Annotated in this window: 17 protein-coding genes; all 17 read left to right on the top strand. The window is 69.8% G+C overall.

Features of this window, described 5'->3' with window-relative positions:
- Positions 1-206 precede the first annotated feature (206 nt).
- The 17 genes from AC1PLR_RS09845 (at position 207) to AC1PLR_RS09765 (ending at position 22,966) form a co-directional block, all read left to right on the top strand.
- Positions 207-3,116: a ligand-binding sensor domain-containing diguanylate cyclase gene (locus AC1PLR_RS09845; protein WP_481103417.1), complete on the top strand. Its 2,910-nt coding sequence runs from the start codon at positions 207-209 to the stop codon at positions 3,114-3,116.
- A 100-nt stretch (positions 3,117-3,216) separates the two neighbouring features.
- Positions 3,217-4,347: a flagellar biosynthesis protein FlhB gene (flhB, locus tag AC1PLR_RS09840; RefSeq protein WP_481103416.1), complete on the top strand. Its 1,131-nt coding sequence runs from the start codon at positions 3,217-3,219 to the stop codon at positions 4,345-4,347.
- Positions 4,348-4,364: 17 nt separating this feature from the next.
- On the top strand, positions 4,365-6,425 hold the full coding sequence (gene flhA / locus AC1PLR_RS09835; protein WP_481071095.1) for a flagellar biosynthesis protein FlhA: 2,061 nt from the start codon (positions 4,365-4,367) through the stop codon (positions 6,423-6,425).
- Between the two features lie 177 nt (positions 6,426-6,602).
- Positions 6,603-8,228 carry a flagellar biosynthesis GTPase FlhF gene (flhF, locus tag AC1PLR_RS09830; protein WP_481103415.1) on the top strand — a complete coding sequence of 542 codons (1,626 nt, stop codon included), beginning with the start codon at positions 6,603-6,605 and terminating at the stop codon, positions 8,226-8,228.
- A complete protein-coding gene (locus AC1PLR_RS09825) occupies positions 8,215-9,099 on the top strand; it encodes a MinD/ParA family ATP-binding protein (protein WP_010341540.1) in 885 nt (294 codons plus the stop codon). Before flhF ends, AC1PLR_RS09825 begins: the two co-directional genes overlap by 14 nt.
- On the top strand, positions 9,096-9,845 hold the full coding sequence (locus AC1PLR_RS09820; RefSeq protein ID WP_010341541.1) for an RNA polymerase sigma factor FliA: 750 nt from the start codon (positions 9,096-9,098) through the stop codon (positions 9,843-9,845). Before AC1PLR_RS09825 ends, AC1PLR_RS09820 begins: the two co-directional genes overlap by 4 nt.
- 19 nt (positions 9,846-9,864) lie before the next feature.
- Positions 9,865-10,257: a chemotaxis response regulator CheY gene (gene cheY, locus AC1PLR_RS09815; RefSeq protein WP_010341542.1), complete on the top strand. Its 393-nt coding sequence runs from the start codon at positions 9,865-9,867 to the stop codon at positions 10,255-10,257.
- Positions 10,258-10,869: a protein phosphatase CheZ gene (locus tag AC1PLR_RS09810; protein WP_010341543.1), complete on the top strand. Its 612-nt coding sequence runs from the start codon at positions 10,258-10,260 to the stop codon at positions 10,867-10,869. It abuts the gene before it with no gap.
- Between the two features lie 264 nt (positions 10,870-11,133).
- Positions 11,134-12,888 carry a chemotaxis protein CheA gene (locus AC1PLR_RS09805; protein ID WP_420009901.1) on the top strand — a complete coding sequence of 585 codons (1,755 nt, stop codon included), beginning with the start codon at positions 11,134-11,136 and terminating at the stop codon, positions 12,886-12,888.
- A 325-nt stretch (positions 12,889-13,213) separates the two neighbouring features.
- A complete protein-coding gene (locus tag AC1PLR_RS09800; protein ID WP_010341770.1) occupies positions 13,214-13,954 on the top strand; it encodes a flagellar motor protein in 741 nt (246 codons plus the stop codon).
- A gap of 7 nt (positions 13,955-13,961) precedes the next feature.
- A complete protein-coding gene (motD, locus tag AC1PLR_RS09795; RefSeq protein WP_481103414.1) occupies positions 13,962-14,909 on the top strand; it encodes a flagellar motor protein MotD in 948 nt (315 codons plus the stop codon).
- Complete coding sequence (locus AC1PLR_RS09790) at positions 14,909-15,691, top strand: ParA family protein (RefSeq protein WP_209029213.1); 783 nt, start codon at positions 14,909-14,911, stop codon at positions 15,689-15,691. Before motD ends, AC1PLR_RS09790 begins: the two co-directional genes overlap by 1 nt.
- Positions 15,688-17,166 (top strand): chemotaxis protein CheW, encoded by a 1,479-nt coding sequence (locus tag AC1PLR_RS09785; RefSeq protein ID WP_481103413.1) that lies wholly within the window; start codon positions 15,688-15,690, stop codon positions 17,164-17,166. The genes AC1PLR_RS09790 and AC1PLR_RS09785 overlap by 4 nt, the downstream gene beginning before the upstream one ends.
- Before the next feature lie 109 nt (positions 17,167-17,275).
- On the top strand, positions 17,276-17,584 hold the full coding sequence (locus AC1PLR_RS09780) for an STAS domain-containing protein (protein ID WP_209248374.1): 309 nt from the start codon (positions 17,276-17,278) through the stop codon (positions 17,582-17,584).
- Positions 17,581-17,946: a response regulator gene (locus AC1PLR_RS09775; RefSeq protein WP_010341778.1), complete on the top strand. Its 366-nt coding sequence runs from the start codon at positions 17,581-17,583 to the stop codon at positions 17,944-17,946. The genes AC1PLR_RS09780 and AC1PLR_RS09775 overlap by 4 nt, the downstream gene beginning before the upstream one ends.
- A gap of 31 nt (positions 17,947-17,977) precedes the next feature.
- Entirely contained in the window at positions 17,978-19,981 is a 2,004-nt protein-coding gene (locus tag AC1PLR_RS09770) for a chemotaxis protein CheA (protein ID WP_481103412.1), read from the top strand.
- A gap of 717 nt (positions 19,982-20,698) precedes the next feature.
- The gene (locus AC1PLR_RS09765; protein WP_481103411.1) at positions 20,699-22,966 is read left to right on the top strand and encodes a methyl-accepting chemotaxis protein; all 2,268 of its coding nucleotides are present in this window, start codon (positions 20,699-20,701) and stop codon (positions 22,964-22,966) included.
- The last annotated feature ends 67 nt before the right edge of the window (positions 22,967-23,033 follow it).

The raw sequence follows: 23,033 nt of genomic DNA, 5'->3' as shown, positions 1-23,033 counted from the left end.
CGATACCGGCAGAAGGCTATCGTTGGCGCGCCAGGATGGGCGGCGGCACCGCCGACCGTCCCGGATACCGCCGATCGCCGCGGTCCGTCCCTTCGCCCATCGCTCGCCGCACGCCATGCCCTATCGCTCGCCAGCGTCCGCTCGTGCCTGCCCTCGCCGTGTCCCACGGCGGCGCGGCGGCGGCTGAGCGTCGTATGCGCACGGTCATGGGTCGATCCCTGTGGTGGCCGCTCTGGCTGCTGCTGTCCGCCCTGACCTGCATGGGGTCCACGCAGGCCCAAGTCATCCCGTTGCGGCACTACGCACAGGACCAGGGCCTGCTCGGCCTGGCCGGCACCTGCCTGCTGCAGCGGCGCGACGGCAGCCTGCTGGTCTGCAGCGAAAGCGGGCTGTACACCTTCGACGGCGACCAGTTCCAGCAAGTGACGCTGCAGGGCCGGGGTGGCCATTACATCTCCGATGCCGCCGAAGATGCCGAGCGGCGGCTGTGGGTGGCCACCTTCGATGCGATCTATGTGGACGACGGCGCGCCGGCGCGGTGGATCCCACTGGAACACGACAGCACGCCGTCGCATCGAAAGTTGAATCGCCCGCGCCTGGCCGCCCCTGCCTGGGGCATGGTAGTGCTGGACGACCGCCGCCTCCTACGCGCGGTGCGCAAGGCCGATGCCAGCGGATGGGAGCTGCGGCCCCTGTTCGATGCGGCGACGCTGGCGCGGCAACCGGAGCTGGCCGACATCCACGACCAGTTCGTCGTCGACGACACGCTGTGGCTGGGCTGCGCCAAGGCCCTGTGCCGGGTCGATGCCGACGGCCACGCCACCCGCTACGACCAGGCCCACGGCCTGCCGCCCGACTTCTGGCGCAACGCGGTGCGGGACCGCGCCGGCAGCCTGTGGGTCGTCGGCAGCAACAAGGTGATGCGGCTGCCGGCCGGCGCGACGCGCTTCCAGGAGCAGACACCCCCTGGTCTGCAGGGGCCGACCCTGGTGACATGGCGCGCGCCGATCCTGCTCGACCCGCAAGGCCGCGTGCTGGTGCGCACCAACCACGGCCTGGCGCGCTGGGAAGATAGGCACTGGCGCACCTTCGACCGTCGCAACGGCCTGCCCGAGGGCAACCTCGTCGCCATGCGCTTCGACCAGGCCGGCGACCTGTGGCTGAGCATGGACGGCGAAGGCGTGCTGCGCTGGAACGGCTATGGCTGGATCGAGAACTGGGATGTGTCGCAGGGCATCAGCCGGGCGCCGACCTGGAGCATCCAGCGTACCCAGCACGGCCAACTGCTGATCGGCAACGAGGGCGGTGTCGACCGGCTGCGCGAGGACGGCCGCTTCCAGCGCTGGGCCAGCGACAACGGCGCGCAGATGATCGGCCTGCGCCGCGCCGCGGACGGCACGCTGTGGAGCATCGGTTCGATCGGCGTGCTGCGTCACTACGACGTGCAGGGCCGGCTGCTGCGTGCGTATCCGCCGTTGCACAGCGGCGGCCGCCAGCGGATGGTGATCGCCAAGCAACTGTTCGTGGACGCGACCGACCGCGTCTGGATCCTCACCGACGACGGCGTCTACCTGCTGACGCAGGCGACTGCAGACGCTGTCCCGCAACGGCTGTCGACGCTGCCTGGCGGCGAGTACTCGGATATCCAGCAGCGCCACGACGGCAGCATGCTGGTGACCGGCGCCGCCGGGCTGTTCCGCCTGCGCGGCGACACCTGGACCCCGATCCGGCTGGTCGCCGACAGCGCGCCGGCGCAGCCGGCCCTCAGCAAGCTGCTGGTCCTGGACGACGGCCAGGCCTGGGCTAGCCTGTACGGCCCCGGTGCCTGGCAAGGGCGGCTCGACGGCGACACCCTGCACCTGGCGCCGGCCGACGCGGAGTTGAGCGGCCTGTATATCTACAACCTGCGCCGCACCCGCAACGGCTGGATCTGGATCAGCCACAACCAGGGCGTGGACGTCTATAACGGACGCGCCTGGGCACGGCTGACCCAGGCGCAGGGCCTGCTCTGGAACGACATGTCCGAGTCGGCCTTCCTGGAGGACCACGACGGATCGGTGTGGCTGGGCAGCAGCCGTGGCGTCACCCATCTGCTGGATCCGGCACGGCTGTTCCCGGCGCGGGCGCCGCGGCTGGCGCTCAAGGAATTCAGCCGCGGCGGTGTACCCATCGCCGCCGGCGCGCGCCTGCGCTGGAGCGAGGATCCCCTGCATATCGCAGTCGGTTCGCCGGACCTGTACGACGAACGCAACCGCATCAGCTTCCGTTATCGCTTCGAGGGCGCGCATACCCGCTGGCTGCACACGCCCAACTTCGAATTCGAGCAACCGCCACTGGCACCGGGCGACTACGTGCTGGAAGTCCAGTTGCTGGACGCCTACCGGCGCAGCGCCTCGGCGCCGCTGCGGGTGGCGTTCTCGGTGGCGCCGGTGTGGTGGCGCAGCCAGCCGATGCTGGCGCTGTATCTGTTGCTCGGTGGCGGCCTGGCGGTGGCGCTGCTGCATTGGCGCGAACGCCGCCTGCACCAGCGCCAGCGCGAACTGGCCGACCTGGTGGCGCGGCGCACCGAGGAACTGGAGCACGACAAGCGCGAACTGGAGATCGCCCGCGCCGCGCTGGCGGTGAAGGCCTCGCACGACGCGCTCACCGGCCTGCTCAACCGCGCCGGCATCCTCGAGGCGCTGGCTGCGCAGATGCGCCGCAGCGACGCCGAACAGACGCCGCTGGCCGTGGCGATGATCGACCTCGACCACTTCAAGCGGATCAACGACGAGCATGGCCATCTGGTCGGCGACGCGGTGCTGATCGAGGTGGCGCGGCGCCTGGGCGCCAACCTGCGCGACGCCGACCTGGTCGGCCGCTACGGCGGCGAGGAACTGCTGGCGGTGCTGCCCGGATTGCCGACGAGCTGCGGCGACCGGCTGCAGGCCCTGCGCACCATCATCGCCGGGCAGCCGCTGCGCATCGGCGAGCGGCAGTTGGCGATCACCGCCTCGATCGGCGTGGCCTGGTACCGGCCTGGCGAGCCGCTGCAGCAGTTGCTGGCGCGCGCCGACGCCGCCCTCTACCAGGCCAAGCGCCTGGGCCGCGACCGGGTGGAACTGCAGCCGGCCTAGCGGACGCCAAGCGACGCGCCGCGGCGCCGCCCTGCCTCGCTTCCGGGACCGGCACGGTCCTTGCAGGGCGCAGGGTCGATCCTGGCCGAGCGCACCCCCGATGTCCGAGAGCGAAGAAGGCGCAGAGCGCACAGAACAGCCAACAGACAAACGCCTGCGCGAAGCCCGCGAACAGGGCAACATCCCGCACTCGCGCGAGCTGGCGACGGCCGCGGTGTTCAGCGCCGGCGTCTTCGCCCTGATGGGCCTGTCCACCTCCATGACCGCCGGGGCGGTGGCCTGGCTGAAACAGGCGCTGCGCCCGGACCTGTCGATGCGCGAGCATCCGGAGGCGATGTTCGGCCATTTCGGCGACCTGCTGCTGAACCTGCTCTGGGTGGTGCTGCCGCTGGTCGGCATCTGCCTGGCGGCCAGCTTCGCCGCGCCGGTGCTGATGGGCACCCTGCGCTTCTCCGGCCAGGCGCTGATCCCCAAGTTCGATCGGCTCAACCCGATGAACGGGCTCAGCCGCATGTACGGCGCCGAGACCATCGTCGAGCTGCTCAAGTCGATCCTGCGCATGGGCTTCGTCGGCGGCGCCGCGATGCTGTGCCTGTGGGGCAGCACCGACTTCCTGCGCGGCCTGCTGCTGCAGCCGCTGGAACAGGCCATCGGCCACGGCCTGGGCTTCACCCTGCGGCTGCTGCTGTACACCGCCGGCGCGCTGGCGCTGCTGGCCGCGATCGACGCGCCCTATCAGAAGTGGAATTACATCCGCAAATTGAAGATGACCCGGGAGGAAGTGCGCCGGGAAATGAAGGAAAACGACGGCAGCCCCGAGGTCAAGGGCCGCATTCGCCAGATGCAGATGCAGATGTCGCAGCGGCGGATGATGGAAGCCGTGCCCAAGGCCGACGTGGTGGTGGTCAACCCCACCCACTACGCGGTGGCGCTGAAGTACGAGAGCGGGCGCATGCGCGCGCCCACCGTGGTCGCCAAGGGCGTGGACGAGATCGCCTTCCGCATCCGCGAGGTCGGCGAGCAGCACCGCGTGGCGGTGATCTCGGCGCCGCCTTTGGCACGCGCCTTGTATAGGGAAGGCCAACTCGGCAAGGAAATTCCCGTGAGACTGTATTCCGCGGTGGCGCAGGTCCTCTCGTACGTCTACCAGCTGCGCGCCTGGCGCAGCGGGCCGATGCCGCCGTTGCCGCCGTTGGAAGTGGATGAATTCGCCCCGGGGAGCCAGCCATGAGCCAGCCTGCCGCGCAGATGAACACGCGCAAAGTGATGGACATGATCAAGCACGGGCTCGGCGCCCCGGTGATCGTGTTGCTGATGCTGGCGATGGTGGTGGTGCCGCTGGCCGCCCCGGTGCTGGACGCCCTGTTCACCTTCAACATCGCCATCTCGCTGATGGTGCTGCTGGCGGTGGTGTACGTGAAGCGGCCGCTGGAGTTCAGCATCTTCCCGATCGTGCTGCTGATGACCACGATGCTGCGCCTGGCGCTGAACGTGGCCTCCACCCGTGTGATCCTGATCAACGGCCAGGGCGGCCACGGCGCGGCCGGCAAGGTGATCGAGGCCTTCGGCGAATTCGTGATCGGCGGCAACTATGCGGTCGGTATCGTGGTGTTCGCGATCCTCACCATCATCAACTTCGTGGTCATCACCAAGGGCGCCGGGCGCGTGTCGGAAGTGACCGCGCGCTTCATCCTCGACGCCATGCCCGGCAAGCAGATGGCGATCGACGCCGACCTCAACGCCGGCCTGCTGACCCGCGAGGAAGCCAAGGCCCGCCGCGAGGAGGTGCGCGAGGAAGCGGACTTCTACGGCTCGATGGACGGCGCCAGCAAGTTCATCCGCGGCGACGCCATCGCCGGCATCCTGATCCTGTTCATTAACCTGATCGGCGGCATGGCGGTCGGCGTCCTGCAGCATGGCATGCCGGTGGCGCAGGCCGCCTCCACCTACACCCTGCTGTCGATCGGCGATGGCCTGGTCGCGCAGCTGCCGGCACTGCTGGTGTCCTCGGCGGTGGCGATGCTGGTCACCCGTGCCTCGCGTTCGCAGGACATGGGCGCCTCGATGATGGGCCAGGTGTTCGGCCAGCATAAGGCGCTGGCGGTGGCCGCGGCGATCCTGGGCCTGGTCGGCCTGATCCCGGGCATGCCCAACGTCGCTTTCTTGACGCTGGCGCTGATCCTGGGCGTGCTGGCCTGGAAGATGTGGAAGCGCAGCCTGCAGCCGACCCCGGCCGCCGCCGAGGCGGCGCCGCAGGCCGCGGCCGCGGCCCAGGCCAACGCCGAACTGGGCTGGGACGAACTGCGCCCGATCGACCCGCTGGGCCTGGAAGTGGGCTACCGGCTGATCCCGCTGGTGGACAAGGCCCAGGGCGGCGAGTTGATGGCGCGGATCAAGGGCGTGCGCCGCAAGCTGACCCAGGACATCGGCTTCCTGGTGCCGCCGGTGCACATCCGCGACAACCTGGAACTGCCGGCCAACGCCTACCGCCTGCTGGTGCATGGCGTGCCGGTGGCCACCGCCGACATCCACCCGGACCGCGAACTGGCGCTGGATCCGGGCGGCGCGCTGGGCAAGATCGACGGCATCCCCGGCAAGGACCCGGCGTTCGGCCTGGATGCGATCTGGATCCAGCCGCACCTGCGCGCCCAGGCCGAGACCATGGGCTACACCGTGGTCGACCCGGCCACGGTGATCGCCACCCACCTCTCGCACCTGATCCGCGAGCACGCCCCGGAACTGCTCGGCCACGAGGAAGTGCAGCAGCTGCTGGCGACCCTGGCCAAGAGCGCGCCCAAGCTGGTCGAGGACCTCACCCCCAAGGCGTTGCCGCTGTCGGTGGTGGTGCGGGTGCTGCAGAACCTGCTGATCGAGAAGATCCCGGTGCGGCAGTTGCGCAAGATCGTCGAGGCCCTGGTCGAGCACGCCCCGCAGAGTCAGGAACCCGGCGCGCTCACCGCCGCCGTCCGCAACGCCCTGGGCCGGTTCATCGTCCAGGAGATCGCCGGCATGGCCCCGGAACTGCCGGTGTTCACCCTGGCCCCGCAATTGGAACGTGTCTTGCAGGACTCTACCCAGGGCAACGGCGCGGCGCTGGAACCCGGACTGGCCGAGCGCTTGCACCAAAGTCTGGCGGACTGCGTGAGCAAGCAGGAGGCGCGCAACGAACCGGCCGTGGTGCTGGTCCCGGCGCAGGTCCGCGCCGCCCTCGCCCGCCTGGTCCGCCACAGCGTCCCCGCGCTGTCGGTCCTGTCCTACAGCGAAGTGCCGGAGGACAAGCGGCTGAAGCTGGTGGGGACGATCAGTTGATGTTGCAGGGATTGGTGATTCGGGATTGGGGATTCGCAATAGCGGCCCATGCGAGCGGAGAGAGACAGCAGTGAAGGCATCGAACACAACCAAAGCAAGGCGATCGGGCGCAAGCCAGGCCGTGACCGTATCCGCGCTCCATCCCCAATCCCCAATCCCCAATCCCGGCTTCCAACCATGAAGATCAAACGCTTTGTCGCCCCCGACATGCGCACCGCCTTCCGGATGGTGCGCGACGAGCACGGGCCGGATGCGGTGATCCTGTCCAATCGGCGTACCGACGAGGGCATCGAGATCGTCGCCGCCAGCAACTACGACGAGGCACTGGTGCAGCGGGCGCTGGATGCGGTGCGCCCGGACGAGGCGCCGCGCGCCGCGGCCGCGCAGGCACCGGCCGCTCCCGCCCCGCGCGCTGCGCGTAACGACAGCGCCGCCGCCAGCCCGGCGATGGCGATGATGGCCGCGATCAGCGAGCGCCGCGGCAGTGCCGCGCCGGCCGCTTCCGCCACACGGCCGCTGACCCAGCCGGCGGCGCTGGCCGCCTCGGCGATGCCCGCCGCGGCCGCCCCGGCTGCCGCCGCACGCCAGGCCGCCCCGGCCAAGGCCGCGGCACCGGTCACCGGCCGCGCCGAGTTCAGCATCCCCGAGGACGTGTTCCGCAACGCCCCGATCAGCGTGCCCATGCCCAGCCCGTTCGCGACCCCGGCGCCGGCCGCCGAGGCCATGCCGGCCTGGCGCGACGACGTCGCCGCGGTGGCGCTGACCCCGCTGGCGAGCCCGAGCACGGCTCCGGCCCCGGCCGCGCCGAGCGTGGCAAAGGCCGACGCGCCGGCCGCTGCCGGAATCCCGGCGGCCGCCACGCTGGCGGCGGTGCCGACCTTCCCCGCCCCGCAGAACGACGAACAATTGACGCAGCTGCGCGACGAACTGGCGCTGATGCGGCAGATGATCGAGCGCGAGATGAACCGCCTCACCGACGAGCGCCTGCGTGGCTCGCCGGTCCGTGCCCAGGCGCTGGAGCTGATGGACGACTACGGCTTCGACAGCGGCATCACCCGCGACGTGGTCATGCAGATCCCCGCCGACCTGGAGCTGCACCGCGGCCGCGGGCTGATGCTGGGCCTGCTGTCCAAGCGCCTGCCGATCGCCCCGCTGGACCCGCTCGAGGAAGGCGGCGTGATCGCCCTGATCGGCCCCACCGGCGCCGGCAAGACCACCACCATCGCCAAGCTGGCCTCGCGCTTCCTGGAGCGCCATGCCGCCCGCGACGTGGCCCTGGTCACCACCGACACCATCCGCGTCGGCGGCCGCGAACAGCTGCACAGCTACGGCCGCCAGCTCGGCATCGCCGTGCACGAGGCCGACAGCGACGCCGCGCTGCAGCAGCTGCTGGAGCGCCTGGCCGACTACAAGCTGGTGCTGATCGACACCGCCGGCATGGGCCAGCGCGACCGCGCCCTGGCTGCCCAGCTGCACTGGCTGCGCGCCTCGCGGGTGGTCCGATCCTTGCTGGTACTCCCCGCCAACGCCCATTTCTCCGACCTGGACGAGGTGGTGCGCCGGTTCGCCGGCGCCGACCCACAGGGGGTCATCATGACCAAGTTGGACGAGACCGGGCGGTTCGGCAGTGCCTTGTCGGTGGTCGTGGACCACCGCCTCCCCATCACCTGGGTGACCGATGGACAGCGTGTGCCGGACGACCTGCACCGCGCCAACGCCGCCAGCCTGGTATTGCGCCTTGAAGATTTGCGGCGCGCTGCCGATAAGCCCTGTACTCCGGAGCAGACCCATGCCGTCGCGTGACTACGTCAATCTGACCAATGCCTTCCCCCTGTCGGCGACGCGCAGCGAACCGCTGGGTCCGGTGCGCACCATCGCCGTGACCGGCGGCAAGGGCGGCGTGGGCAAGACCAACATCTCGGTCAACCTGTCCATGGCGCTGGCCGACATGGGCAAGCGCACCCTGCTGCTGGACGCCGACCTGGGCCTGGCCAACGTCGACGTGCTGCTGGGGCTGACCCCCAAGTTCACCGTGGCCGACCTGGTCGCCGGGCGCTGCACCCTGGAAGAGGTGCTGATCGACATGCCCAACGGGCTGATGGTGGTGCCCGCCGCCTCCGGCCGCCGCTACATGGCCGAGTTGCCGCCGGCCCAGCACGTGGGCCTGGTCAACGTGTTCTCCGAGTTGCAGCGCGAGCTGGACGTGATGATCGTCGACACCGCCGCCGGCATCACCGACAGCGTGCTGACGTTCTGCCAGGCCGCGCAGGACGCGGTGGTGGTGGTCTGCGACGAGCCGGCTTCGATCACCGACGCCTACGCATTGATCAAGGTTCTCTCGCGCGAGCGCGGCGTGGACCGGGTGCAGATCGTCGCCAACATGGTCCGCGACCTCAACGAAGGCCGCCTGCTGTACGACAAGCTCAGCCGGGTCTGCGAGAAGTTCCTCGGCGACGTGTCGCTGAACTACCTGGGCTGCGTGCCGCAGGACGACTGGCTGCGCCTGTCGGTGCAGCGCCAGCAGCCGGTGGTCAAGGCCTACCCGTCCAGCCCGTCGGCGCAGGCGATCAGCGAGATCGCCCGGCGCACCGCGCGCTGGCAGGCGCCGACCGCCCCGCGCGGCAACGTCGAGTTCTTCGTCGAACGCATCATCCAGCGTGGGGTGGCCGCATGAACGCCGCCGCCCACTACCGCGCCGTCCAGCGCAACAGCGCCAACGACTACATCACCCAGCACTCGGACCTGGTCCGGCGCATCGCCCACCACCTGGCGGCGCGGCTGCCGGCCAGCGTCGAGATCGACGATCTGATCCAGGCCGGCATGATCGGCCTGATCGAGGCCTCGCGCAGCTACGACGCCGAACAGGGCGCCTCGTTCGAGACCTATGCCTCGATCCGCATCCGCGGCGCGATGATCGACGAGATCCGCCGTGGCGACTGGGTGCCGCGCTCGGTGCACCGCCGCGCCCGCGACGCCGCCTCGGCGATCCGCAAGATCGAACAGAGCACCGGCCGCGCCGCCGCCGCCAACGAAGTGGCCGCGGCGATGGACATGCCGCTTCCCGAATACCTGCGTTTGATGGAAGATGCCGCCCGCGGCCAGGTGCTGAGCCTGGAGTCGCGCATCGAGGACCATGGCGAACTGGATACCATCGCCAAGGGCGGACCCAATCCGCAGCAGATGCTCGAGCGCAGCGAATTCGGCCGCGAGCTGGGCAAGGCGATCGCGCAGTTGCCCGAACGCGAGCAGTTGGTGCTGTCGCTGTACTACGAGCAGGAATTGAACCTCAAGGAAATCGGCGCGGTGCTCGGGGTCAGCGAGTCGCGCGTGTGTCAGATCCATGGCCAGGCCACGGTACGGTTGCGCGGACGCCTGAAGGCGTTCGAGGTCGCCGATGCCGGTCTGGAAGACGAAGAATAGGAACCCTTAGGAGTCAGTGGTGAACAAGAACATGCGGATTTTGATCGTGGACGATTTCTCGACGATGCGACGCATCGTCAAGAATCTGCTCGGCGATCTGGGCTTCACCAATACCGCCGAGGCCGAAGACGGCAACAGCGCCCTGGCCGCGCTGCGCTCGGCGCCGTTCGAGTTCGTGGTCACCGACTGGAACATGCCGGGCATGACTGGCATCGATCTGCTGCGCAACATCCGCGCCGACGACAAGCTCAAGCACCTGCCGGTGCTGATGGTGACCGCCGAGGCCAAGCGCGAGCAGATCATCGAGGCCGCACAGTGCGGCGTGAACGGCTACATCATCAAGCCGTTCACCGCGCAGACGCTGCAGGAGAAGCTGGGCAAGATCTTCGAACGCCTGGGAGCGACCGCCTAAATGGAAGCCACCGCCGAACGTACCGCCCTGATCGAACGCCTGCAAGGCGCGCTGGACGCGCTGGAAAACGGCGACGAGGCCGGCTGGCGCAGGGAGATCGACACCCTCGCCGCCTGGCGCACGCGGCCGATGATGCAGGGCCTGAGCCGGCTCGCGCGCGATCTGGGGCAGGCGCTCGGCGAACTGCCGGTGGTGCCCAGCGAGGCCGGCGAGCTGGACGACGCCTGCTCGCGCCTGGACCACGTGGTGGAGATGACCGAACAGGCCAGCCACCGCACCCTGGACCTGGCCGAGGAATGCCGTGCGCTGGCCGACCAGCTCGCCGCCGGCGGCCTCAGCGGCGACCAGAGCGAGATCCTCGACAAGATCCGCCACAACCTCACCGAAATGGCCCTGGCGCAGAGCTTCCAGGACCTGACCGGGCAGATCATCCGCCGCGTCGCCGGCATCGTGCGCCGCGTGCACGAAGGCTTCGGCGCGCTGGGTCTGCCGCCGAAGGAAGAAAACAAGAAGGCCGACGGCAGCCTGGCCGGTCCGGCCCTGCCCGGCCTGGACCGCCACGGCGTGTCGCAGCACGACGCCGACGACCTGCTGTCCGGATTGGGACTCTAGAGCCTGCCCACGCCATTGGAATAGGCCACGCCGCACTTGGGTGCGCGCGGCGAGAAGAATGAGGGAATTTATGTCAACAAACGACCAAATGATGACGCAGGTTCGCGCGCACCCAAGCGCGGCCCTTCGGGTTGCCGTGTCCGGCCCCCAGGCGGCCGCGCACGGCTTGAACAGGCGGTCGGCCTGTCGCGGCGCCGCGCGCAACCACCTGGGAACCGGACACGGCAACGTGGCCTGTTCCAATCGCGTCGGCAGGCTCTAGCCATGAGCGCCGTACCCGACGACATCGCTGCCGACTTCATCATCGAGGCCCAGGAAATCCTGGACCGGCTCGGCGAGCAGCTGGTGTCGCTGGAGCAGGCGCCCGAGGACAGCGGCCAGCTCAACGCCGTGTTCCGCGGTTTCCACACGCTCAAGGGCGGCGCCGGCTTCCTGGCGATCAACGCCATGGTCGAGCTGTGCCACGCCGCGGAGGAAACCCTGGGCATGGCCCGCGCCGGCCAGGCCACCCTGCAGGCGCGGCACTTCGACGCCGCGCAGCAGTCGCTGGACTACCTGCAGTCGATGCTGGACGCCTTCGGCAGCGGCCAGGAGCCGCCGCGCGCGCCGGCGGAGCTGATCGCGCAGTTCGACGCGCACGGCGACGCCGCGCCGGCGCCGGCGCCGGCCAAGAGCGCCGCGCCGGCGCCCGCCGCCAAGGCGCCCGCGGCCGCCGCGGGCGATGCCGACCTGATCAGCGACGACGAATTCGAGGCGCTGCTGGACCAGTTGCACGGCGATGCGCCGCCGGCGGCCACGCCGCAGGCGCTGCAGCCGGCGCCGCGTGCGCCCAGCGCCGCGCCCAAGGCCGCGGCCGCCCCGGCCAAGGCCGCCGAGCCCGAGCACACCGTGCGCGTGGACACCAAGCGCCTGGACGCGATCGTCAACCTGATCGGCGAACTGGTGCTCTCGCGCAACCGCCTCAAGACCCTGCGCGTGCGCCTGCGCGACGAGGAACTGGACCGCGCGGTCAGCAGCCTGGACATCGCCACCGCGCGCCTGCAGTCGGCGGTGATGCGCACGCGCATGCAGCCGGTCGGCAAGGTGTTCTCGCGCTTCCCCAAGGTGGCGCGCGACGTCGCCCGCTCGCTCAACAAGGAAGTGGAACTGGAGCTGATCGGCGCCGACACCGAACTGGACCGCAACCTGGTCGAGGCGCTGGCCGATCCGCTGGTGCACCTGGTGCGCAACGCGATCGACCACGGCATCGAAGCCCCGGCGCTGCGCGAAGCCACCGGCAAGCCGCGCGGCGGCCACGTGCGCCTGTCGGCGCAGCAGGAAGGCGACTACGTCAGCATCGAGGTGCAGGACGACGGCGCCGGCATCGACCCGGAACGGCTGCGCGCCAAGGCCCGCGAGAAGGGCCTGATCGACCCCGAGGCCGCGGCCCGCCTGACCACCGAGGAATGCCTGCACCTGGTGTTCCTGCCCGGCTTCTCGACCAAGTCCGAGGTCACCGACATCTCCGGCCGCGGCGTCGGCATGGACGTGGTGCAGTCGCGCATCCGCGAACTCAGCGGCCAGATCCAGATCCAGTCGGAACTGGGCCGCGGCAGCCGCTTCCTGATCCGCGTGCCGCTCACCCTGGCGATCCTGCCGACCCTGCTGGTGCAGGCCGGCGACACCGTCTATGCGCTGCCGCTGGCGCGCGTGGTGGAAGTGCTGCACGCCCCGCGCCGCTCGCTGGGCTGGTTCGACGGCCGCGCCGTGCTCGACCGGCAATCGCACACCCTGCCGCTGGTGGACCTGCGCCAGTGGCTCAACATCGACGCCCCGCAACTGCCGCTGCTCACCGTGGTGGTGCTGCAGGCCGGCGAATCGCGCATGGGCCTGGTCGTGGACCAGGTCCGCGGCCGCGAGGAAGTGGTGATCAAGCCGCTGCCGCGCTCCCTGCGCGGCCTGCCCGGCTACGCCGGCGCCACCCTCATCGGCGACGGCCGCCTGGCGCTGATCCTGGATGTGGATGGCTTGAAGGCTTGAGGGGCCGGGATTGGGGATTCGGGAGTGGGGATTCGCAACGGCGGCTTCCCTGGGGCCTCGTTTTCCCTGATTCCGCCGTAGGAGCGGCTTCAGCCGCGACGCGGTGAGGCTGGGATTGGCGATAGCACGCGCGGCGCAGTGCCAATTGCCGAGACGATCCGAACGATTGTGCTTAGGCAACGCGCCAAGGTCCGCGCGTCGCGGCTGAAGCCGCTCCTACGACACACCGACCAACCCTGCGCCCTCGCGCTCTTGCCAATCCCAAATCCCGACTCCCGAATCCCGCCCCCATCAAGTCCCCTGGCCCCTGGCCGATACCTCCTGCATGGACAAGCTCAGTCTCATCGGCCTGCTGTTGGCGATTCTGTCGCTCATCGGCGGCAGCATCCTCAAGGGCGCCGGCATTTCGGCGCTGTGGTCGCCGGCTGCGTTCGTGATCGTGATCGTCGGCACCGTCGCCGCGATCCTGGTGCATACCCCGCCGTCCGTGTTCCGCCGTGCGTTCCAGATCGCCAAGTGGATCCTGTGGCCGCCGCCGAGCGATCGCCAGGCGCTGCTCAAGCAGATTGTGGAATGGAGCAACATCGCGCGCCGCCAGGGCCTGCTCGGGCTGGAGAACCAGGTGCCGCAGCAGCAGGATCCGTTCGTGCGCAAGGGCCTGCAGATGCTGGTGGACGGCGTGGAGCCGGAAGCCATCCGGCACATGCTGGAGATCGACCTGGAAGGCCAGGAACATTGCGACCTGGCCGCGGCCAAGGTGTTCGAGGGCATGGGCATCTACGCACCGACCCTGGGCATCATCGGCGCGGTGCTTGGCCTGATCGCGGTGATGAAGAACCTGGCCGACCCGAGCAAGCTCGGCCACGGCATCGCCGCCGCGTTCACCGCCACCATCTACGGCATCGCCTCGGCCAACCTGCTGTTCCTGCCGATGGCCGCCAAGCTCAAGAGCGTGATCAAGCACAGCTGCGGCGAGCGCGAAATGATCATCGAAGGGTTGATCGCCATCGCCCAGGGCGAGAACCCGCGCAACATCGAATCGAAACTGGCCGGATTCTTGCATTGAGTTGCCAATGGCCCGCAAGCACTCCCACGACGAGCACGCCAACCACGAGGCATGGGCCATCCCCTATGCCGACCTGATGACGTTGCTGCTCGCCTTCTTCGTGGTGATGTACGCGCTGTCCACGATCAACGAAGCCAAGTACCGGGTCATGGCCGATGCGATGAGCGCGGCGTTCGGCGGTACCCCGACGACCCTGCGTCCGGTGCAGGTCGGCGACCACGCGCTGCAGGGCCAGGGCGGCGAGCGGCCGACCCCGATCAAGTCCAGCCCGGCGCTGACCCTGCCCGACCCCAACCGCCTGCCTACCGGCACCGCGCAGCGCGGCGACGACCTGCGCGACGCGCAGCAGTTGCGCCGCGCGCAACGCCAGCTCGACAGCATCGCCGACCGCCTCGGCGCCGCGCTGGCGCCGCTGATCCAGAAGAAGCTGATCACCGTGCGCCGCGCCGGGCTGTGGATCGAAGTGGAGATCAACAGCGACATCCTGTTCGGCTCCGGCTCGGCCGCGCTCGACCAGAGCGCACGCGCCACCCTGGCGGAACTGGCGCAGGTGCTGTCCGGCGTGCCCAACGGGGTGCGTGTGGAGGGCTATACCGACAACACCCCGATCGCCACCGCGCAGTTCCCGTCGAACTGGGAACTGTCGGCGGCGCGCGCGGCCAGCGTGGTCCACCTGTTCGCCGACCAGGGCCTGCAACCCTCGCGACTGTCGATGATCGGCTACGGCCAGTTCCGCCCGCGCGCCAGCAACGACACCCCGGCCGGCCGCAACGCCAACCGCCGCGTGGTGCTGGTGATCCTGGCCGATTCCGGCGACAGCAGCGATACGACGCCGTCGGCCCCCGACCGTCTCAGCGCCGGCGCCGCGCCGGCCACCCCGACACCCCCCGCCGCGGCGGCCCCCGGCAGCGCCGTTGGGTCCCGCGCAGTACCTGCCATTGAAGGAGTCAACTGATGCGCATCTGGGCGATCGCCAACCAGAAAGGTGGCGTGGGCAAGACCACCACCACGCTGGCCCTGGGCCGTGGGCTGGCCATGCTCGGGCACCGCGTGCTGATGCTCGATCTCGATCCGCACGCCTCGCTGACCCGGGCCTTCGACGTGCCGCAGGAACCGCAGCCGCCGGGCGTGCTGGATCTGTTCGGGACGCCGCCGGGCGAACTCGCCGCGCTGGCCCGCGACACCGCGGTCGAGCGCCTGAGCTTCGTCTGCGGGCAGACCGCGCTGGCCACCCTGGAACGGCGCAGCGCCAACCAGCCCGGCCTGGGCCTGGCGCTGCAGCAGGCCATGGCCCGCCACGCCGGCCAGCACGACTACATCCTGCTCGACTGCCCGCCGACCCTGGGCCTGCTGATGATCAACGCGCTGGCCGCGGCCGACCGCGTGATCATCCCGACCCAGGCCGAGCCGCTGGCCCTGCACGGCCTGGCCAGCATGGTCCGTACCGTGGACATGGTCGAGCGTTCGCGCCGCCGCCCCCTGCCCGCCTCGATCCTGCCGACCCTGTTCGACAAGCGCACCCGCGCCGGCAACGAGACCCTGCGGCAGATGCAGGACAGCTACGGCGAGCGGGTCTGGGAAGACGCCATCCCGGTCGACACCAAGATCTGCAACGTCAAGGCGCTGACGGTGGCCGGCGTGCCCGGCGACTACCCCGGCCGCGGCCTGGCCGCCTACCGCCGCGCGCTGGAATGGCTGGTGGCCAGCGATGCGACGCCGATGGAGCAAGCCGCATGAGCACTCCCGGCATCATCGACGATTATCTGGAAGGCCTGCTCCACGACGTGATCGCGGAGGAGCAGAAGTCCGTGCCGCCGAGCCCCGCGCCGGTCGCGGTCGCCGACGTGCAGGCGCAAACCGAGACGCCCGCGCCGGCCCCGGCCGCGGCCGGTCCGACGCCCGAGCAGATCGCGGCCGCGGTCCTGGCCGAAGCCGATTCCGATCCGGCCCTGGCCGGCATCATGTCGCAGCAAGCGCTGGCATCCGCCCCCGCCGGCCCGACCCCCGAACAGATCGCTGCCGCGGTCCTGGCCGAAGCCGACTCCGACCCGGCCCTGGCCGGCATCATGTCGCAGCAGGCGCTCGCGCCCCCGCCGGCCGGCCCGACGCCCGAAGAAATCGCGGCCGCGGTCCTGGCCGAAGCCGATTCCGATCCGGCCCTGGCCGGCATCATGTCGCAGCAGGCGCTGGCACCCGCGCCGGCTGGTCCGACGCCCGAAGAAATCGCTGCCGCCGTCGTGGCCGAAGCCGACTCCGACCCGGCCCTGGCCGGCATCATGTCGCAGCAGGCGCTGGCACCCGCGCCGACTGGTCCGACGCCCGAACAGATCGCGGCCGCGGTCCTGGCCGAAGCCGATTCCGATCCCGCCCTGGCCGGCATCATGTCGCAGCAAGCGCTCGCACCCGCCCCGACCGGCCCGACGCCCGAACAGATCGCCGCCGCCGTCCTGGCCGAAGCCGACTCCGATCCGGCCCTGGCCGGCATCATGTCGCAGGACGCGCCCGCGCCTGTCGCGTTGACCCCGGCCCAGCAGGCCGAGCGCCAGGCCGACCTGGACGCGGTCGCGGCGATGGAACGGCAGCGTGCCGCCGTGCCGCGCGACCTGGCCGCCGAAGACGACGCCGCCGCCGCGCGCGCAATCAAGCGCCCGCCGATGGCGGTGCCGCCGGAACGCCGCGCCGAGGCCAGCCGCGCCCAGGCCGCCGGCGCCAAGCTGCCGCCGAACCTGCAGTCCTTCATGGCCCCGAGCGTGCCGCACGGCTCGGCCATCGCCCCCGACCGCCTGTCCGAGCGCCGCACCCGCTGGCTGCGCCTGCGCTGCGGCGAGCAAGCCTACGCGCTGGAGCTGCTGAAGGTGCAGGAAGTGGTGCTGCCGGTGCCGCTGCTGGCCCTGCGCGGCACCCCGCCGGCGATGCTCGGCATCATGAACCTGCGTGGCCAGGTGGTGCCGGTGCTCGACCTCGGCGTGCACCTGGGCGCGGCCCCGATCGAGATGGACATGCAGACCCGGGTGGTGGTGCTGGAAGAGAACGGCGAGACCCTGGGCCTGCGCGTGTCGGCGGTGGAAGACGTGGCCAGCCTCAGCGACCAGCAGATCGAGCCGCCGGACAACGCCCGCATCTGCCGCATTTCCAACCATCTGTTCCGCGGCGTGGCGCGGCTTGCGCAACAGCCGATGATCCTGCTCGACGCCGAGCAACTGCTGCACTGACCCGGGCCGGCGGGCGGCAACTGCGAACGGTGCCGCACTTTCCAACCGCCGCTAAAGCTTTTCAGGCCACGGCCGTTATCTGCCATAGAACCATTGGTGCGGAGTAGTGATGAGCACAGTCCCCCTTGGCGAGGATCTCGGTATCGAGACCAGCGCCGACCTGAAACAACGCCTGACCGCGTTCCTTGCGTCGGACGACGTGCTGCGGCTGGATGCCGGCGAGGTCCGCCGCGTCCATACCGCGTCGGTCCAGGTGCTGTGCGCATTCGTCGATGCCCGCCGCAAGGACGGCAAGCGCACCGAATTCGAGGCCTGCAACGCGACCTTCCGCGACGCGGCCCGCCTGCTAGGGGTCAGCGAATCGCTGGGCCTTCCTGCAACCCCTGACAATCTGAAATCTGTGGAGAACGCGGCATGAGCGCACGTATCTTGGTTGTGGACGATTCGGCGTCGATGCGCCAGATGGTCTCCTTCGCCCTCACCTCGGCCGGCTTTGCCGTCGAAGAAGCCGAAGACGGCGCGGTCGCACTGGGCCGTGCCAAGGGCCAGCGCTTCAACGCGGTGGTCACCGACGTCAACATGCCGAACATGGACGGCATCACCCTGATCCGCGAACTGCGGCAGCTGCCGGACTACAAGTTCACCCCGATGCTGATGCTGACCACCGAGTCGGCGGCGGAAAAGAAATCCGAGGGCAAGGCCGCCGGCGCCACCGGCTGGTTGGTCAAGCCGTTCAATCCCGAACAGCTGATCGCCACCGTCCAGAAAGTCCTGGGCTGATCCCTTCCCTCCTTTTCCGGATTCCCGCCCCATGAGCATGGACCTGCAACGTTTCCACGCCACCTTCTTCGAGGAAAGCCGCGAAGGGCTGGATGCGATGGAAGCCGGATTGCTGTCGTTGGAAGAAGGCAATCGCGACCCCGAGACCATCAACTCGGTGTTCCGCGCCGCGCACTCGATCAAGGGCGGCGCCGCCACCTTCGGCTTCGAGGCGATGGCCGGGCTCACCCACGTGCTGGAGACGCTGCTCGACGAGCTGCGCGCCGGCAAGCGCGAGGTCGAGGCGCACGCGATCGACGCCATCCTCGGCTCGGTGGACGTGCTGCGCGCCCTGCTGCGCGAAGCCGAGCACGGCGTCCCGGCCGACCCGGCCGCGGTCAAGGCCGTGCACGAGCGTTTGCAGCACGCGCTGAACGGCGGCCCGGCCGCACCGGCCGCGGCCACCCCGGCGGCGAACCAGCCGGCCGAGCCGGAAGCCTGGCAGATCGGCTTCACCCCGGCGCCGTCGCTGTTCATGAGCGGCAACGACCCGCTGCGCATCATCCGCGAACTCGAACACCTCGGCCCGCTGCAGGTCGCCTGCCGCACCACGCGCATGCCCGGCTTCGCCGAACTCGACCCGCTCGAGGCCTACCTGGCCTGGGACCTGGGCCTGGTCGGCAAGATTCCGCGCAGCGCCATCGAAGACACCTTCGCCTGGGTCATCGACGATTGCGAACTGGAGATCCGTCCGGTGCCGCCGCCGAGCCTGGCCACCGCGCCGGCGCCGGTGCTGACCGCGCCGCCGACCGCCGCCACCGCCGCGCCGGCCGCCGCAGTGGCCGCCAACGCCCCGGCCGGCAACGCCGCCGCCGCGCACGAAGCGGAAAGCTCGATTCGCGTCAGCGTCGACAAGGTCGATGCGCTGATCAACCTGGTCGGCGAACTGGTCATCACCCAGGCCATGCTCAAGCAGGTCTCCACCGGTCTGGACCAGGCCGTGGCCGAGCGCTTGTTCGCCGGCCTGGACCTGCTCGAACGCAACACCCGCGACCTGCAGGAAGCGGTGATCGGCGTGCGCATGCTGCCGGTGGACGCGGTGTTCCGCCGCTTCCCGCGCCTGGTCCGCGACCTCTCCACCCGCCTCGGCAAGCAGGTGCGCCTGCGCACGATCGGCGAGGGCACCGAGCTGGACAAGGGCCTGATCGAGAAGATCGCCGATCCGCTGGTGCACCTGGTGCGCAACTCCATCGACCACGGCCTGGAACTGCCGGAGGCGCGCCGCGCCGCCGGCAAGGACGAGACCGGCACCATCACCCTGGCGGCCTCGCACCAGGGCGGACACATCGTCATCGAAGTCAGCGACGACGGCGCCGGCCTCAACCGCAACCGCATCCTGGCCAAGGCCGCCGAACGCGGCATCGCGGTGCCGGACAACCCGAGCGATGCGCAGGTCTGGGACCTGATCTTCGCCCCGGGCTTCTCCACCGCCGACGCGGTCACCGACCTGTCCGGCCGTGGCGTCGGCATGGACGTGGTCCGCCGCAACATCCAGGGCCTGGGCGGCGAAGTGCAGTTGGAAAGCGAATCCGGCCGCGGCACCCGCGTGCTGATCCGCCTGCCGCTGACCCTGGCGATCCTGGACGGCATGACCGTGGCGGTGTCCGGCGAAACCCTGATCCTGCCGCTGGCCTACGTCATCGAGGCGCTGCAGCCCAAGGCCGACGACATCCGCACCATGGCCGGCGAAGGCCGCGTGCTGCGGGTCCGTGGCGAGTACCTGCCGATCCTCTCGCTCAGCGACTCCTACGGCTTCGGCCGCATCGAGCAGAGCGAAGAACCGCTGGTGGTGGTGGTCGAGGCCGACGGGCAGAAGCTGGCGCTGGAAGTGGACGAGCTGATCGGCCAGCAGCAGGTGGTGGTCAAGAACATCGAGAACAACTACCGGCGCATCAGCGGCATCTCCGGTGCCACCATCCTCGGCGACGGCCGCGTCGCCCTGATCGTGGACATCGGCGGTCTGGTGCGCTCGCTGCGGGTGCAGCAGGCGGCCTGATCGCCCCGCCCTCCCGCGTCACGTCCCACACGAGCCCCGGCAGCGATGCCGGGGCTTTTTGTTTGCGGTGCGCGCTGCAACCCCAGCTGTTCCCATGGTCGCCGCGGACAGGCGCGATGTGCGCTGCATGCGGCGCTAAAGAATTCCCTGCGCCTGTCGATACAACATCAAGCGCACGCTTTTTGTCTACATCGGTGCGTGCCGGCACGGCCTGGGGAGGTCCACCGGCGCTTCAGAGGGAACGATCGGCAGACACGCCGGTCGCTGAAGTCGAATACCAAACGGGGGAAGGTGGCAAGCCCTGACGACTGATCTTTTCGCGCATGCATGCCATGCGCGCAGGCTCGACTTGCAGTTTTTCGCCACACGCTTCGTCCAGGTCGCACCACACCCCGGATCCCCGGCGCACCGCAACACGCGTCGTTTCTTCACTCGTACACGGGGGCCCAGCATGCATGCGATCTTGCGACACCAGGACGCATCCACCGATACGACCGGTCGTCGCCACAGGCGATTCCAGGTGCGGATCGGGCATGCCAACGCCATGGTCACCGTCGCGATTGCGGCGCTTTCGCACGCCCTGCCCGAGGCGTCGCCGGTCATCACGCCATGTGACTGCCGACGTCTCCAACGCACGCCGTGTCTCTCTGCCCGCGTCAACCGCCGACGTCGCATCCCTGCGCGCCGAGCCGCCTTTTTGCCCCTTGGAGATGTGAAATGACCCGCTTTCTGCAACGCTACAACGTCGGTGTCCGCCTGTCGGCGGCCTTCGGCCTGCTGATTGTTCTTTCGGTGATCCTGGTGATCATCGGGCTGTCCGGCATGGCCGACGCGCGCAAGCAGTTGGACATGATCGTGCTGGACCGCATGGCGAAGATCGAATTCAGCAACCAGATGCTCGACGCCAATGCTTCCGTGCTGGTGGCGCTGAGCACCTATACCACCTCCACCAACGCGACGATGCGGCAAGAGGCGCTGGACACGTTCAACCGCCAGCGCGAGCGCTACGCCGAGGCCCGCACCAAGATGGACAAGCTGTCCAGCACGCCGGCCGGCCGTGCCATCCGTGCCGACATGGACGCCAAGCGTGCCGCCGCCAAGAAGATCAACGACGCCATCGTCGCGCTGGGCCAAAAGGGCGAGAACGCCCAGGCCTTGGAGATGCTGAATCGCGAGGCGCTGCCGGCGACCCTGGCGTGGCAGGGCAAGATTCGCGAGTTCGCCGAACGGCAGAAGTCGCAGGCCGCCAGCGGCTACCAGGCGGCGCTGGAGGCGATGCACCGTGGCCGCATGCTGCTGATCGGTGGCACCGTCCTGGCCCTGGTGCTCAGTGCATTGCTGGCGCTGACCATCACCCGCAGCCTGACCGCGCCGCTGCGCCTGGCCACCCGCACCGCCGAGTCCATCGCCGATGGCCACATGGACAATGCCGTGCGCACCGATGCCCGCGACGAGACCGGCCGCCTGTTGAACGCCATGGGACGCATGCAGCAGCAGTTGCAGGCCGTGCTCGCCGCGCAGGCCGAGATGGCGCAGCGCCACGACGCCGGCCAGATCAGCTACCGCATGGACGAAAGTACCTTCCCCGGCGACTACGGGCGCATGGTCCGCGACAGCAACGCCCTGGCCGCCGCGCACATCGCGGTGACCGAGCGCCTGGCGCAGATCATGGGCCGCTACGCCATCGGCGACCTGTCCGAGGACATGGACCGCCTGCCCGGCGAGAAGGCCCGACTCACCGAGACGATGGACACGGTCAAGCACAACCTGACCGCGATGAACACCGAGATCAAGCACTTGGCCGGCGCCGCGGCGGCCGGCGATTTCAGCGTGCGCGGCGACGCCGAGCGCTTCCAGTACGACTTCCGCCTGATGGTCGACAGCCTCAACCAGTTGATGGCTACGGCCGACGGCAACCTGCAGGCGCTGTCGTCGCTGCTGCAGTCGATCGCCGCCGGCGACCTGACCGCGCGTATGCACGGCCAGTTCCAGGGCGTGTTCGCCACCATGCGCGACGACGCCAACGCCACCACCGAACAACTGGCCGCCATCGTCGCGCGCATCCAGACCGCCGCGGTCAGCATCAATGCCGCCGCCAGCGAGATCGCCACCGGCAACGACGACCTGTCGCGCCGCACCGAGCAGCAGGCCGCCAGCCTGGAAGAAACCGCCGCCTCGATGGAAGAACTGACCTCCACGGTCAAGCAGAACGCCGAGCACGCGCGCCAGGCCAACCAACTCGCCACCGGCGCGGCCTCGGTCGCCTCGCAAGGCGGCGACGTGGTCGGCCAAGTGGTGCAGACCATGAGCGGCATCGAAGCCTCCTCGCGCAAGATCGCCGACATCATCTCGGTCATCGACGGCATCGCCTTCCAGACCAACATCCTCGCGCTCAACGCTGCGGTGGAAGCCGCGCGTGCCGGGGAACAGGGCCGTGGTTTCGCGGTGGTCGCCAGCGAAGTGCGCACTCTCGCCCAGCGCTCGTCGAACGCGGCCAAGGAGATCAAGGACCTGATCGACGACTCGGTCGGCCGCGTCGCCCAGGGCTCGGCCCTGGTCGACCAGGCCGGCAGGACCATGCACGAGATCGTCGCCTCGGTGCAGCGCGTCACCGACATCATGGGCGAGATCTCCGCGGCCTCGCAGGAACAGTCGGCCGGCATCGAACAGGTCAACCAGACCGTGATGCAGATGGACGAAGCCACCCAGCAGAACGCCGCCCTGGTCGAAGAAGCCACCGCGGCCGCACGCTCGATGGAGGATCAGGCCGGCCAGCTGAGCCAGGCGGTGGCCCTGTTCAAGATCGACCAGCAGGCACCGGCCGCGCCCAACCGCGCGCCGGCACCGGCACCGGCACCGGCACCGGCACGCGCCAGCGTCGGCGCACCGCGGCCGATCCGCAAGCCTGCGCCACCGGCGACCACGCACCGCACTGCCGCTGTCGTCCCGGCTGCCGTCGCGGGCGGTGACTGGCAGGAGTTCTGACGCCCTTCACCAAAGGCATCCGGAGCACCTGAATCAAGCCCGGGGGCGCGCGCTCCCGGGCTTTTTT

The sequence above is a fragment of the Xanthomonas sp. NCPPB 3570 genome, from assembly GCF_056725115.1.
Note: the sequence above shows the minus strand (reverse complement) of the source record. Positions and strands in the feature narration are given on the sequence as shown.

What these genes read in the sequence shown, in the direction of transcription:
- AC1PLR_RS09845 (WP_481103417.1), top strand. Translation starts at nt 207, where the DNA reads ATGGGTCGATCCCTGTGGTGGCCGCTCTGGCTGCTGCTGTCCGCCCTG.
- flhB (WP_481103416.1), top strand. Translation starts at nt 3,217, where the DNA reads ATGTCCGAGAGCGAAGAAGGCGCAGAGCGCACAGAACAGCCAACAGAC.
- flhA (WP_481071095.1), top strand. Translation starts at nt 4,365, where the DNA reads ATGAACACGCGCAAAGTGATGGACATGATCAAGCACGGGCTCGGCGCC.
- flhF (WP_481103415.1), top strand. Translation starts at nt 6,603, where the DNA reads ATGAAGATCAAACGCTTTGTCGCCCCCGACATGCGCACCGCCTTCCGG.
- AC1PLR_RS09825 (WP_010341540.1), top strand. Translation starts at nt 8,215, where the DNA reads ATGCCGTCGCGTGACTACGTCAATCTGACCAATGCCTTCCCCCTGTCG.
- AC1PLR_RS09820 (WP_010341541.1), top strand. Translation starts at nt 9,096, where the DNA reads ATGAACGCCGCCGCCCACTACCGCGCCGTCCAGCGCAACAGCGCCAAC.
- AC1PLR_RS09810 (WP_010341543.1), top strand. Translation starts at nt 10,258, where the DNA reads ATGGAAGCCACCGCCGAACGTACCGCCCTGATCGAACGCCTGCAAGGC.
- AC1PLR_RS09805 (WP_420009901.1), top strand. Translation starts at nt 11,134, where the DNA reads ATGAGCGCCGTACCCGACGACATCGCTGCCGACTTCATCATCGAGGCC.
- AC1PLR_RS09800 (WP_010341770.1), top strand. Translation starts at nt 13,214, where the DNA reads ATGGACAAGCTCAGTCTCATCGGCCTGCTGTTGGCGATTCTGTCGCTC.
- motD (WP_481103414.1), top strand. Translation starts at nt 13,962, where the DNA reads ATGGCCCGCAAGCACTCCCACGACGAGCACGCCAACCACGAGGCATGG.
- AC1PLR_RS09790 (WP_209029213.1), top strand. Translation starts at nt 14,909, where the DNA reads ATGCGCATCTGGGCGATCGCCAACCAGAAAGGTGGCGTGGGCAAGACC.
- AC1PLR_RS09785 (WP_481103413.1), top strand. Translation starts at nt 15,688, where the DNA reads ATGAGCACTCCCGGCATCATCGACGATTATCTGGAAGGCCTGCTCCAC.
- AC1PLR_RS09780 (WP_209248374.1), top strand. Translation starts at nt 17,276, where the DNA reads ATGAGCACAGTCCCCCTTGGCGAGGATCTCGGTATCGAGACCAGCGCC.
- AC1PLR_RS09775 (WP_010341778.1), top strand. Translation starts at nt 17,581, where the DNA reads ATGAGCGCACGTATCTTGGTTGTGGACGATTCGGCGTCGATGCGCCAG.
- AC1PLR_RS09770 (WP_481103412.1), top strand. Translation starts at nt 17,978, where the DNA reads ATGAGCATGGACCTGCAACGTTTCCACGCCACCTTCTTCGAGGAAAGC.
- AC1PLR_RS09765 (WP_481103411.1), top strand. Translation starts at nt 20,699, where the DNA reads ATGACCCGCTTTCTGCAACGCTACAACGTCGGTGTCCGCCTGTCGGCG.